The following is a 12701-nucleotide window of genomic DNA, read 5'->3' on the forward strand; positions in this document are numbered from 1 at the left end:
CGAGGTCTACTCCCCGATCGCCTTCGGGTGCCGCGCCCGCAGCGCGGTCTCCTCGGCGTCGATGGCGGCGAGCACGGCCTGCACCGCACCCTCCTGATAGCGGCCGTCGCGCCGCGCGAGCAGCACGGCCTCGCGCTCGGCGGCGATCATGGAGCCGCGCAGGCGGCTGAACGTGACCGGCGACGGCTCTCGGTCGGCGGGCGACGGGTCGGCGAGCTGCTCGGAGAGGAAGCTCGAGGCCCGACGCAGCTGCTCGACGACTCGCTCCTCGTCGTCCTCGGTGCGGACGGCGTCGAGCCGCTCGATCCCCGCCTGCTTCGCCTCGGCGGTGAGCAGCTGCCGTTCGGTCCACTCCTGCGCGAGGTTCGGCGCGGGCAGGTGCACGCGCCGGATCAGCAGCGGCAGAGGCAGCGCCTGGAGCAGCGTGCCGAGCACGACGACGAACGCGAGAAACTGCAGCAGCTCCCTCTGCGGCGTCTGGTCGGGCAGCAGGAACACGGCTGCGAGAGTCACCACGCCGCGGATACCCGCGGCCGAGACCACGGTCGACGAGGCCGCCGACCAGGCGCGCTCGCGCACCCGCGCGGGGCCGATCCGGTACAGCAGCATCGTGAAGAACACCCACGCGAACCGCGACGCGATCACGACCGCCAGCACCGCGAAGCTGATCCCGACGGTCACCCAGAGGCCCGGCCCGTTCTTCACGACCCCTTCGAGCACCCCCGCGAGGTTCAGCCCGATGAAGAGGAACACCGCATTCTCGAGCAGGAACTGCACCGTCTTCCAGTTCAGCCTCTCCGCCACCCGGGCCTCGGCCGAGAGCACCACGGGCGACCGGAAGCCGAGATACAGGCCCGCCACGACCACCGCGAGCGCGCCCGACCCGTGCAGGAGCTGCGCCGGCAGGAAGGCGATGAACGGCGTGACGAGCGACAGGCTGGTGTCGAGCACGGCCGAGTGCAGCCGCTTGCGGATCTCGCCGAGCACGAAGCCGACGGCCATGCCGATGCCGCCGCCGACCACGACGGCCAGCACGAAGTCGCCGGCGACGTCCGCTGGCGTGACGACCCGCGTGATGGCCGTGATCGCGGCGTCGAGCGCGACCAGGGCGGTCGCGTCGTTGAGCAGGCTCTCGCCCTCGAGGATCGTCACGACGCGTCGGGGCAGCGGCACCTTCCCGGTGACGGCGGTGACGGCGACCGCGTCGGTCGGGGCGACGACGGCCCCGAAGGCGAGCCCGGCGGCGAGGGTGATGCCGGGCACGAGCCACCAGGCCGCGAAGCCGACGGCCACGACCGTGAAGGCGACGAGAGCGACGCTGGTCAAGAGGATCGAGTCGTTGCGGGCGCGGATGTCGATCAGCGACGTCCGGATCGCGGCGGCGAACAGGAGCGGAGGCAGCAGCCCGAACAGCACGAGGTCGGGCTCGAGAGTCACGCGCGGCACGGCCGGCACGAACGAGGCGATGGCGCCCACGAGCACGAGCGTGACGGGTGCCGACCAGCCGATCCGACCCGAGAGCCCGGTGACGGCGACCGTCACCACGACGAACACGACGATCCAGGCGATCGCTGTCACGGGGTCCATGGCCATGAGACTGCCACACCAGCAGCGGCGGCCGCAGGAACTAGAACCCGCCGCCCATCCACACCCCGAGCGCCGCTGCGCCGGTCGCGACCACCAGCGTCCCCACGCCGTAGACGACTGCGGCTCCGAACCTCCGCTGCCCGGCCAGGCGCACGGCCTCGACGCTCGCCGTGCTGAACGTCGTGTACCCGCCCATGAGGCCGCCGCCCAGCACGAGCACCCAGTCGTGCGGCAGGCCCGACGACGCCCCCAGCCCCGTCAGGAGCCCGAGGCCGAAGGAGCCGGTCACGTTGATCACCTGGGTCGCGACGGGGAACGTCGCCAGCGGGGTGCTCGCCAGCCGCTGACGGACCGCGCCGTCGACGACGAAGCGCAGGGCGGCGCCGACGCCGCCAGCCACGCAGACGAGAAGGAACACGATCACGAGGTGGGCCTCAGGCGGGCCGCGAGCGCGATCCCGGCGAGCGCGGCGACCAGCCCGAGCACGAGCGACGCCGCCGCGTACGCGAGGGCGACGCCGGGTGCGGGGCCGAGGCGGGTGGCGACGTCGGTGACCCAGGAGCTGTAGGTGGTGAAGCCGCCGAGGACGCCGGTGCCGACGAAGAGCCGCGAGTTCCTGCGCCCGCCTTCATCGGCGCCTTGCCGGGTGAGGCTCTCGAGCAGGAGGCCGAGCGCGAACGACCCCACGACGTTGATGAGAAGGATCGTGAGCGGGAAGCCGGTGGTCGCGGCCGGCCAGGTGAGGGCGAGGGCCTCGCGGATGCCCGTGCCGATGGCACCACCCAGAGCGACCAGGCCGACCAGTCTCGGCCGGAGGAAGAGAGGGGGCGCGGGCGTCATCGCGACTATTCAAGCAGGCGCGGCCCTCGCTCTGGGGTGATTGCGCGACCCAACCCTCTCGCGGACGGCGCCGAACGAACCGGGACGCACGAAGACCGACCATCCCAGGGAAGGGGACGCACCGTGAACAACACCGAGAGCGCAGGATGCACCAGCTCCCATCGCAGCTCCGGCACCGTCTCGGGCTACGGGATCCTCAGCTACAACCTGTGGAAGCACCGCGCCGCCGACGAGCTCGAGCCGCTGGTCGATTTTGAGAGCGTCGACCTGCTCTTCCTCCAGGAGGCCCGGACCGAGCAGCTGCCCGACTCGATCGGCCGGCTCTCGAGCCTCGTGGCGACCTCGAACGGCCGCCTCGGCCTCGCCGTCTACGGCCACAGCGACCGGTTCGTCGTCGAGGACGCCCGCGTCGACCGCCTCGGGCGCTCGGTTCACGACCGGATGCACGGACCCACGCCGCACCGCCTCGTCTCAGCTCGCCTCTTCGACCGGTTCTCGGGTCGGCGGTTCGTCGTCGGCTCGTTCCACGCGTCGCCGCTCACCGCCGGCAACGGCCTGCGCCGCCGCCAGGTGCGCCAGGCGCACACCCTGCTCGACTCGCTCGGCGGAGGGCTGCCCACCCTCCTCATCGGCGACTTCAACTACCCCGTCGGCGTGGGCTCGCTCCGCCGCATGCTCGCCTCGACCGGCCACACCCTGTCGCTCGCGGCGGACGACACCTACCGCCGCTTCGGAGTCCTCCGCGGCAGGTTCGACCTCGTCGCGGCCCGCGGGCTGCTCGTCGGACCAGTCCGCGTCCTCCCCCGCGGCAAGTCCGACCACCTGCCGATCGTCGCCACCGCCAGCTTCCCGAGCTAGCGGTCGTCTCCGGGGCCGCGCGCACACCTGATCCGTGCGCGCTGCCCCGGCCCCCTGCCGGGCGCACACCTGATCCGTGCGCCCGGCTCTCTTCCTTCTGTCAGTCGCCCTTCACGTTGACGATCTGCCGCAGCGTGTGCCGGATCGACACGAGCTCGTCAGCATCCGCCATCACCTGGTCGATCGGCTTGTACGCCGCCGGGATCTCGTCGAGGAACGCGTCGGTGTCGCGGTACTCGATCCCGAGCATGGCCTCCCGCAGCTGGTCGTGCGTGAAGGTCCTGCGCGCCTTCGACCGCGAGAACTGCCGGCCGGCGCCATGCGGCGACGACTCGAGCGCGACCGGGTTGCCGAGGCCCTCGACGACGTACGACGCGGTGCCCATCGACCCGGGGATCAGGCCCGCCTCCCCCTTGCGCGCAGAGATCGCGCCCTTCCGCGAGAGCCAGACGCTCTTGCCGAAGTGCTGCTCCTTCTGCGTGAAGTTGTGATGCGTGTTGATCCGCTCGAGCTCGGTGACAGGGGCGCCGACCCAGTCCGAGAACTGCCGCACGACGCGGTCCATCATCTCCTCGCGGTTGAGCAGTGCGAAGTGCTGCGCCCACTTCAGCTCGGCGATGTAGCTCGAGAACTCCTTCGTGCCTTCGACCAGGTAGGCGAGGTCGGGGTCGGGCAGCTCGATCCACCACTTCGTCATCGCTGCCTTGGCGACGGCGATGTGCTTCTGCGCGATCTTGTTGCCCACGCCGCGGCTTCCCGAGTGCAGGAAGAGCCACACGTCGTCGTTCTCGTCGAGGCTGACCTCGATGAAGTGGTTGCCCGATCCGAGCGACCCGAGCTGCAGATCCCACTTGCCGGAGTAGGTCGCAGGATCGAACCCGGCGTCCTCGGCCATCGCCGCGAGCTCGGCGACCCGCGGCTCCGCCGTCGCGACGACCTTGCGGTTGTACGACCCGGCCGACGTGGGGACGGCGCGCTCGATGGCCTCCCGCACGGCCTTCCGGTCGTCGGGCAGCTCGGTCGCGGTGAACTGCGTCTTCACGGCGATCATGCCGCAGCCGATGTCGACCCCGACGGCCGCGGGCATGACCGCGCCGAGCGTGGGGATGACCGACCCGACCGTGGCGCCGAGGCCCAGGTGGGCGTCGGGCATGAGGGCGAGGTGGGGGTAGATGAACGGCATGGTCGAGGTGGTGCGGGCCTGGAGCTCGGTGTTCGGCTCCAGGATCGACGCCCAGCTGAGGAGCCGGTCGGTGATCTTCTTCATGGTCCTTTCGTTTCTGTGAGGTGATGCGGAGTGCACCCGGGGAGGCGCATTCCGTCCGCTCTGCAGAAACGAGAGAAATGAGAGAAGCCCCGGGCCTCGATTGAGGTGCGGGGCTTCGTGTGTCGAAGGTCCGGACCCTAGTCGAGTTCGCGGAAGGCGCGCGCTCGCCCATAAGTTAAAGTGCACACACGCGTGCAACTTAGGCGTACACTCGTGCCATGCCCCTCACCACGCCCCGCATCCGTGCGCCTCGGCGCGACGCCACGGAGAACCGCGAGGCGCTGATCCTCGCGGCGGCGACCGTGCTGAACGCCGACCCGAGCGCGTCTCTGGAAGCCGTGGCGACCGAGGCGGGGCTCTCGCGCCGCGCCTTCTACGGTCACTTCGCGACCCGCGACGCCCTCCTCGCCGAGGTGGCCCTCCACGGCGCGGCGAGGATCAACCGCGCGATGCTCACGGGTGCCCCCGACGAGGAGCCGCGAGTTCCTGCGACGGATCTGGCCCTCGTGGGCGCACGACTGTGGGATGAGGTCGACCACGTCAGGTCGATGGCCCTCATGACCGTGCGCGGCCCGCACGCTCATCTCGTCGGCGACGCCCTGCTTCCGCTCCGTCGGCACGTGCTCCGCATCGTCGCGCGCGGAGTGGCCGATGGCTCGTTCCGCACCGACATCGAGGTCGGACGCCTGGCACGCCTCGTCGAGAGCGCCGCGATCTCGGTGCTCGACGAGTCGACCCGCCACCCGATGTCGACGTCGGAGGGGCGGCGGCTCGTCGTGCTCTCCGTCCTCGCGATGGTCGGCTTCGGCCAGGCCGACGCGACGGCCATCCTGACCACGATCCAGAAGGCACACGCATGAACCTCACACTCGAAGCCGTCGGCCTCGGCGATGGCCCCGGCGCTCCCCTGCCGGCGATCTCCGCGTCCGCGTCCACCCGCGTGCCGGGCGTCGTCGCGGTCGAGACCGAAGGCGCCCCGACGCTCGCCTCGCTCATCGCCGGCGGCCGCATGCGCCCCGACACCGGACGCGTCCTGATCGACGGGGTCGACGACGCAGCACGCATCCGCGAGACGTTCGCCCTGGTCGACACCCCGAGCGTCGCCGAGCCGTTCGCCGACCTGATGGTCCGCACCGTCGTCCAGGAAGACCTCGCCCTGGCCGGCCTCCGCGGAAACGCCGACAGTGCCCGCGACTTCCTCGACACCGTCGGCCTCGCCGAGCACGACGAGACCCGCCTCAAGAACCTGCCCACCGAGGCCCGCGTGCGCCTGCTCAGTGAGCTCGCAGCGCTGCGCCCGGGCGTGAAGGGCTTGATCATCACGTCGCCGGAACGCCACGGCGGCGACACCGAGCGCTGGTTCCGGGTCGTCGAAGATCTCTCGGCGCGCGGCTTCACCGTGCTGCTCGTGACCGGCGTCGCGGCAGCGCTGCATGTGAACCAGCTCCTGCCTGCTCGTGAAGAACCCACCGAACAGCTCCCGGTCGACGACGGCGTCGACGCGAACCCGGCCGTCTGACCCCGAAAGCATCCTCATGAAGACCTTCGCCCTCGTCCGCACCGAGCTGAAGCGGCTCACCGCCTCGTCGCTCGCCCGTCTCGCCTTCGTCGCGCTCATGTGCGTGCCGCTCCTCTACGGCGGCATGTACCTCTGGGCCAACCAAGACCCGTACGCCAAGCTCGACCACATCCCGGCGGCGATCGTGAACAACGACGCCGGCGCGACCGATGCCGACGGCAGCGCCGTCGACTACGGCGACACGATCACCAAGCAGCTGGTCGACGGCAAGGACTTCGACTGGCACGTCGTCTCGCAGGCCACCGCCGACAAGGGCATCAAAGACGAGACCTACAACTTCGTCTTCTCGATCCCGAAGTCGTTCTCGTCCGACCTGTCGTCGGCGTCGACGACCGACCCCACGGCCGCGAAGATCCAGCTGACCACGAACGACACCACGAGCTACCTCTCGTCGACGATCGCCGATCAGGCGGGCAAGACGATCCGTGCGACGATCACCGCCGAGGTGGGCAAGACGGCAGCGAAGACGCTGCTCGTCGGCCTCAACGACGTGCGCTCGAACATCTCGGGCGCCGCCGACGGATCCTCGAAGGTCACCTCGGGTGCGAAATCGCTCAAGTCAGGACTCGACAGCGCCAAGGTCGGCGCCCGGGATCTCGCCTCGGGAACGTCGGAGCTGTCGACGGGAGCAGCATCCCTGAACGACGGCCTGCAGACTCTGAAGTCGTCGACGGCCGCACTCCCCGCGCAGACCGCGCAGCTGACGAGCGGCCTCGACACGCTGACGTCGCAGACGGCCTCGCTGCCGGCCGACGCGGCGAGTCTGAACGCCGGCGCTCAGAAGGTGGCCGAGGGCAACGCGAAGCTCGCGACGAAGGCTGCCGACCAGCACGCGATCGCTCTCGCCACCGTCGCCGCCCTGCCCGCCCAGCTCGCCGCCGCACAGCAGGCGCAGCAGCAGGGCTTCGACCAGATCGCCGCGGCCACGAACCTCACGGACGCCCAGAAGACCGCCCTCCAGGGCCTCCTCACCGCCTCGAACACGGCGAGCGCCTCGCGGCTCACCACCGCCGCGAGCGCGGCCGAGAAGCAGCTGGCCACCCTGCAGACATCGACGCAGGAACTCGCCACCGGCAGCGCCCAGGTCGCCGCCGGCGCCCAGACGCTGTCCGGCTCGGCCCCGGCCCTCGCCGACGGCATCTCCCGGCTCGACGCCGGAGCCGCCCAGCTGAGCGCCGCCGCCCCGGCCCTGACGAACGGCATCGCCACCGCCGCCGACGGGTCGTCGCAGCTCGCGTCCGGAGCGGCGACCGCGTCGACCGGCGCCGCCTCGCTGTCGTCGGGCCTCACGAAGCTCGACGCCGGAGCCGCCGACCTCGTCTCGGGCTCGTCGAAACTCACCTCCGGCCTGGAGGACGGCGTCAAGCAGATCCCGGCCACCACGGCCGCCAGCCGCGACAAGCAGGCCGCGGCCATTGCCGACCCGGTCTCGATCCGCGACTCGTCCATCGCCAGCGCAGGCAACTACGGCGCGGGCCTCGCCCCGTTCTTCATCAGCCTGGCGGCGTGGATCGGCATGTACGCACTGTTCCTCATCATCAAGCCGATCTCGAAGCGCGCCATCACAGCCATCCGGGCGCCGGGGCGCATCACTCTGGCCGGCTGGCTGTCGCCGGCCGTGCTGGGACTCGTTCAGATGCTCGCCCTCTTCGCGATCGTGAAGTTCGCGCTCGGGTTCGACGTCGTGAACCCTGTGCCGATGGTCGGCCTGATGGTGCTCGCGTCGGTGACCTTCGCGGCGATCATCATGACTCTGAACGTGTGGCTCGGCAGCGTCGGGCAGTTCCTGGGCCTGGTTCTGATGCTGATCCAGCTGGTGACAGCGGGTGGCACGTTCCCCTGGCAGACGCTCCCCGGGCCGCTGGCCGCGCTGCACTTCGCCCTGCCGATGAGCTACGCCGTCGACGGAATCCGCCAGCTGATGTACGGCGGCAACATCGCCAGCGCCTGGCAGGACGCCGGGGTGCTCGGCCTGTGGCTGCTCGGGGCGCTCCTGCTGTCGTTCGTCGCTGCACGCCGCATGACGGCGCGCCGCACGCTGCGCGACCTGAGGCCGTCGCTGATCGGCTGACGTCGCGCGCGTCACCTCGGGCCCACTCCGATCCGTCGGGGTGGGCCTTCTTTTCGCGGGTATGTGATGTTACAGTTTAAATATCACACTGCGCATCCAACCCGCGCGCGGTACGCCCGAAAGGACCCCGTGGAGTCTCCCAACTGGCCTGAGGCATCCGTCCTCGCCTACCCGATGCACGGCACCACGAAGCTCCTCACCGAGGGCTACCGCACCCGCGACGGCCACTTCATCGAGTGGCTCGGCGCGACGACCCGCGAGGGCGTGGCCGTCGTCTCGCGCCCCGAGCCCCAGGTGCTCCGCGCGCGCGACCGGATCCGTCCGAAGCGCACCCGGGGCCTCGCCGCCGGCACGAGCCCCGTCGAGACCGGCACCTGGCGCCTCCCCCACCCTCGGCGCCGCCGGCGCTGGTGGGTCGACTCGGCCGATCGCTACCCGCGTATCCCCTCCGCTCACGCCGAGACGCCAGCCCTGGTCTGGAACCCGTTCGTGGCCACGGCCCCCGAGCACTCCAACCCGTTCGCGTCCGGTCGCCCCACCGTTCTCGACCTCCTCGACGACTGGAGCATCCACCACGCCTTCGAGTCGATCCGCGACGAGGTCGAGGAGGCGTACGCGGCCGCTTTCGCCGCAGCCACCCACGTGACGGCCAACGGGGCCGGCACGGAGCAGCTCGCCCGACGGTTCGGGCGCGACGACGTGATCCTCGTGCCCAACGGCTGCGATCCGGAGCGCTTCTCCGCGACCTCAGCCGCGACCGGCGCGCTCACGGTCGGCTACGTCGGCAAGATCGGCCGCCGCCTCGACCTCGACGGCATCGTCCGCACGGTCGCCGCCCTGCCCGAGGTCGACTTCGTCTTCGCCGGTCCGATCCTCGACGCCGAGTTCCGCCCCGCCCTGGCGGCCCTGCCCAACGTCGAGCTGCTCGGCGACGTCCACTACGACGACGTCCCCGCGCTCCTGACCCGCTTCGACCTCGGGTGGATCCCGCACCGCGTCGGCGACGGCGAGGTCGGCGGCGACGTCATCAAGACGTACGAGTACCGAGCAGCCGGCCTCCCCGTCTTGAGCACGCCGTTCTGCAGCGTCACCGATCGCGGTCTCGACGAGGTCCTCGCCTGCGACCTCTCGGTGCACGAGCACGTCATCGCCGCCCACGCCTCGGCCGGCGACCGAATCGCGCGTCGACCATCGCCGCTCCCGGCCGAGGCCACGTGGCGGGTCAAGAACGACCTCCTGCTGTCGCTGCTCGGGGCGGAGGTCGCGGCGTGAGGGTCTGCCTCCTCGCCCTTCCCCTGATGGCTCGGAGCGGCGTCTACCGCTCGACGCTCGACCTCGTGACGTCCGCCCGCGCTGCCGGCCTCGACTGGACCGCCCTCGTCGGCGTCCGTCCCGGAGCCCCCGGCCAGGTCGCGCCCACCCCCGGCGTGACCGAGGTGCCGATGCTCGAGCACGGGCGGCGGCTCCTCCCCGAGATCCGCCAGGCGATCACGTCCTGCGCCGAGGCGACGCGGGCCGACGTCGTCATCACCTTGATCTCGCAGTCCGATATGGCCGTCGCCCGCGGCATCCCCGCTCTCGGCGGCGCCGCACATGTCGCCTGGGTCCGCGGCCTGCCGTGGCCCGAGCGCGGCGAGCAGAACGCTCTGCGAAGCCGGGCCCTCGAGCTGCTCGAGGCCCGAGCCCTCCGCGCGGCCGACGACGTCTGGGCCACCACCCCGCTTCTCGCCGGTCAGGTCGCGCGCGCCCGCACGGCGCACGTGGTGCCGGCCGGAATCGCACCCGTCGAGCGCCGCTCGTTCGGCGACACCGCCCATGCGCCCATGGTCTGGGCGGCGCGGCTCACCAGCGACAAGCGCCCCGGCGACTTCGCCTCGCTCGTGCGCCGGACGGGCATCCCCGGGCGCCTGCACGGGGCCGGCCCGCTCGAAGCGCAGCTTCGCGCGACGGCACCCACGGGGCTCGACTGGGGCGGCTGGCGCCCCGCGGCCGACCTCTGGCGCGACGCGTCGATGTTCGTATCCACGGCCCAGCGCGAGGCGTACGGCCGGAGCGCCGTCGAGGCGGCCTGGAGCGGCCTCCCGGTCGTCCTCAGCGACCAGGTCGGCGTCGCACCCTTCCTCTACACCGACCCCGCGCTCGCCCGCCGCTTCGTCCTACCCCTGGACGACACACCTCGGTGGGACGCGGCCGTGCGCGACCTCGTCGCCGACCCGATCCTGCGGCGCCGAGTCTCCGACCACGTCCACGCGAACGCCTCCACCATGAGCATCGGCGCATCGGTCCATGCCGCAGCCGTCCGGCTGAACTCGATCCTCGCCTAGCCCTGTCGTATGCAAATCCAACATGTTACGCTGATGACTGCACACCGCGCTTCTTCCTGCGACTCAACCCGTCCGGTCGAGGCGATCCAGCCCGAACCACTCGACTGACCGCAGGGACCCCATGGAACTCACTGAATTCATCCGGCTGCTCCGCCGCAGCTGGATGCTGATCCTCACCGCCACGCTGCTCGGACTCCTCAGCGGCAGCCTCCTCTCGCTCCTCGCGACGAAGACGTACGAGTCGACGACCACGCTCTACGTGTCGGTGCAGACGCCCGGCGACAACAGCGCCGTCGACCTCTCTCAGGGCAGCACGGCGGCTCAGGCCAAGGTCCGGTCGTACGTGCAGGTCGTCACAAGCTCCGACGTGCTCGACCCGGTCGTGAAAGAGCTCGGCCTCGCCGAGTCCGGCATGCAGCTTGCGAGTCGCGTCTCGGCCCAGTCGAAGCCCAACACGGTGAACATCGACATCACGGTCAGCGACACCGATCCGGGGCGCGCCGCTTCCACCGCCGACGCGATCGCCAAGAGCTTCAGCACCGTCGTCTCGAAAAAGCTCGAAGCTCCCGCCGTCGGCTCCACCTCGCCGGTCAGCATCGCCACGTTCCAGAAAGCCGTCGCACCGACGTCGCCCGCGTCGCCGAACGTCCCGGTCAACATCGCCCTCGGCTTCGTCGTCGGCCTCCTCGCCGGGCTTGCGGGCGCTCTCCTCCGCAACACGCTCGACACCCGCATCCACGGTGCGCCCGACGTCGCGAGCATCACCGACACCCCCGTCATCGGCGGAATCGGCTTCGACCCCGAGGCTGCGAAGCATCCGCTCATCGTGCACGTCGACCCGCGCAGCCCGCGCGCCGAATCGTTCCGCGCGCTCCGCACGAACCTCAACTTCATCGATCCGGGCGTGAGTCGCCGCAGCTACGTCGTGACCAGCGCGATGCCCTCCGAGGGCAAGTCGACGACCACCGCCAACCTCGCGATCGCCCTGGCCGAGAGCGGCGCCTCGGTCGTCCTCGTCGACGCCGACCTCCGCCGCCCTCGCACCGCGGAGATCATGGGCATCGAGGGCGCCGTCGGACTGACCGACGTGCTGATCGGGCAGATCGAGATGGACGATGCCCTCCAGCCCTGGGGCTCACGCGGCAATCTCGCGGTGCTGCCGGCCGGTCGCGTGCCACCGAACCCCAGCGAGCTGCTCGGCTCGATGGCGATGAGCGCCGCCCTCGACCAGCTGTCCGAGCACTTCGACTTCGTGCTCATCGACGCCCCGCCGCTCCTTCCGGTCACCGACGCCGCAGTCCTCAGCAAGATCGTCACCGGCACGCTCCTGATCGTCTCGGCGGCCAGCTCGAAGCGAGGCCAGCTCCGCGAGGCTGTGACGCTGCTCCAGAACATCGGCAGCCGCACACTGGGCGTCGTCATGACCAAGCTGCCCACCAAGGGCCCCAACGGCTACGGGTACGGCGGCTACTCCGAGTACTACGGCCGGCCCCCGGAGAAGACCATCCCGGCTGGCGGGATGAGCCGCAAGGCCCTCCGGCAGGTCCGCCAGTGACCGCCGCGCCGTTCCGCATCCTGACCGTCTGCACCGGCAACATCTGCCGGTCGCCCTACGCCGAGCACGCTCTCCGCCGCGCTCTGTGCGACCAGCCCGAGATCGAGGTGGTCAGCGCCGGAACCGGAGCCGTCATCGGCGCCCCCGCCACACCCGAGACCGAGGCAGCCGCCGCCCGCTCCGGGTTCACCACCGAGGGCCACGAGGCGAGACAGCTCGATCGAGCGATCGCCAGCGATGCCGACCTGATCCTCGCGCTCACTCGCGACCACCGCCGCGACACTGTGCTGACCTGGCCTCGCGCGAACCGCATCGCGTTCACCCTGACGGAGTTCGCCCGCCTGGCCGACTCGCTCGACGACGCCGACCTCGCCGACGGGCTGGCGGGGGTCGACGGGCCGCAGCGGGCCCCGGCGGTGGCGCTCCTGTCTCGGCGTCGGGGGCTCGTTCCTGCGCCGTCTCCCTCAGACGACGACATCGACGACCCCTACCTGCAGGGCGACGCCGTGTACGAGGCCATGCGCCTGCGCGTCGATGCCGCGACCGCCAGCGTCGCGCGGCTCATGGGCCGACTGCGGGGTTGAGTCCCGCTCGTCGGGCGGGCGCCGTCCCCTCGGGCC

At 71.2% G+C, this 12701-nt stretch carries 12 protein-coding genes; 8 read left to right on the forward strand and 4 right to left on the reverse strand.

The window, feature by feature from the left end:
- Positions 1 to 6: 6 nt before the first annotated feature.
- From AC3CBB_RS13205 to AC3CBB_RS13215, 3 genes are read right to left on the reverse strand one after another with little or no spacing between them, the layout of a single operon-like run.
- Positions 7 to 1587 (reverse strand): Na+/H+ antiporter, encoded by a 1581-nt coding sequence (locus AC3CBB_RS13205; RefSeq protein ID WP_488624945.1) that lies wholly within the window; start codon positions 1585 to 1587, stop codon positions 7 to 9.
- 40 nt (positions 1588 to 1627) lie between these two features.
- A complete protein-coding gene (locus AC3CBB_RS13210; RefSeq protein ID WP_488626749.1) occupies positions 1628 to 2008 on the reverse strand; it encodes a fluoride efflux transporter FluC in 381 nt (126 codons plus the stop codon).
- The gene (locus tag AC3CBB_RS13215; RefSeq protein ID WP_123505675.1) at positions 2008 to 2427 is read right to left on the reverse strand and encodes a fluoride efflux transporter FluC; all 420 of its coding nucleotides are present in this window, start codon (positions 2425 to 2427) and stop codon (positions 2008 to 2010) included. The genes AC3CBB_RS13210 and AC3CBB_RS13215 overlap by 1 nt, the downstream gene beginning before the upstream one ends.
- A 123-nt stretch (positions 2428 to 2550) precedes the next feature.
- On the opposite strand from AC3CBB_RS13215, the gene AC3CBB_RS13220 reads away from it, so the two are divergent.
- Positions 2551 to 3285 (forward strand): endonuclease/exonuclease/phosphatase family protein, encoded by a 735-nt coding sequence (locus tag AC3CBB_RS13220; RefSeq protein WP_123505676.1) that lies wholly within the window; start codon positions 2551 to 2553, stop codon positions 3283 to 3285.
- Between the two features lie 100 nt (positions 3286 to 3385).
- Here the strand turns inward: AC3CBB_RS13220 and AC3CBB_RS13225 are convergent, their stop codons facing one another.
- Positions 3386 to 4552 carry an RtcB family protein gene (locus tag AC3CBB_RS13225; protein ID WP_488624946.1) on the reverse strand — a complete coding sequence of 389 codons (1167 nt, stop codon included), beginning with the start codon at positions 4550 to 4552 and terminating at the stop codon, positions 3386 to 3388.
- Positions 4553 to 4770: 218 nt separating this feature from the next.
- Between AC3CBB_RS13225 and AC3CBB_RS13230 the strand changes: the two genes are divergently transcribed.
- From AC3CBB_RS13230 to AC3CBB_RS13260, 7 genes are all read left to right on the forward strand, one after another.
- On the forward strand, positions 4771 to 5412 hold the full coding sequence (locus AC3CBB_RS13230; RefSeq protein ID WP_488624947.1) for a TetR/AcrR family transcriptional regulator: 642 nt from the start codon (positions 4771 to 4773) through the stop codon (positions 5410 to 5412).
- Positions 5409 to 6071, forward strand: coding sequence for a P-loop NTPase family protein (locus tag AC3CBB_RS13235; RefSeq protein ID WP_488624948.1), 663 nt, complete (start codon positions 5409 to 5411; stop codon positions 6069 to 6071). Before AC3CBB_RS13230 ends, AC3CBB_RS13235 begins: the two co-directional genes overlap by 4 nt.
- A 16-nt stretch (positions 6072 to 6087) precedes the next feature.
- Entirely contained in the window at positions 6088 to 8202 is a 2115-nt protein-coding gene (locus AC3CBB_RS13240; RefSeq protein ID WP_488624949.1) for a YhgE/Pip family protein, read from the forward strand.
- 129 nt (positions 8203 to 8331) lie between these two features.
- Positions 8332 to 9474: a glycosyltransferase gene (locus AC3CBB_RS13245; protein WP_199738229.1), complete on the forward strand. Its 1143-nt coding sequence runs from the start codon at positions 8332 to 8334 to the stop codon at positions 9472 to 9474.
- The gene (locus AC3CBB_RS13250; protein WP_488624950.1) at positions 9471 to 10526 is read left to right on the forward strand and encodes a glycosyltransferase family 4 protein; all 1056 of its coding nucleotides are present in this window, start codon (positions 9471 to 9473) and stop codon (positions 10524 to 10526) included. Before AC3CBB_RS13245 ends, AC3CBB_RS13250 begins: the two co-directional genes overlap by 4 nt.
- Positions 10527 to 10647: 121 nt before the next feature.
- Positions 10648 to 12081: a tyrosine-protein kinase domain-containing protein gene (locus tag AC3CBB_RS13255; RefSeq protein ID WP_488624951.1), complete on the forward strand. Its 1434-nt coding sequence runs from the start codon at positions 10648 to 10650 to the stop codon at positions 12079 to 12081.
- On the forward strand, positions 12078 to 12665 hold the full coding sequence (locus tag AC3CBB_RS13260; RefSeq protein WP_488624952.1) for an arsenate reductase/protein-tyrosine-phosphatase family protein: 588 nt from the start codon (positions 12078 to 12080) through the stop codon (positions 12663 to 12665). Before AC3CBB_RS13255 ends, AC3CBB_RS13260 begins: the two co-directional genes overlap by 4 nt.
- Positions 12666 to 12701 lie beyond the last annotated feature (36 nt).

The sequence above is a fragment of the Frondihabitans sp. OV104 genome (assembly GCF_057787745.1).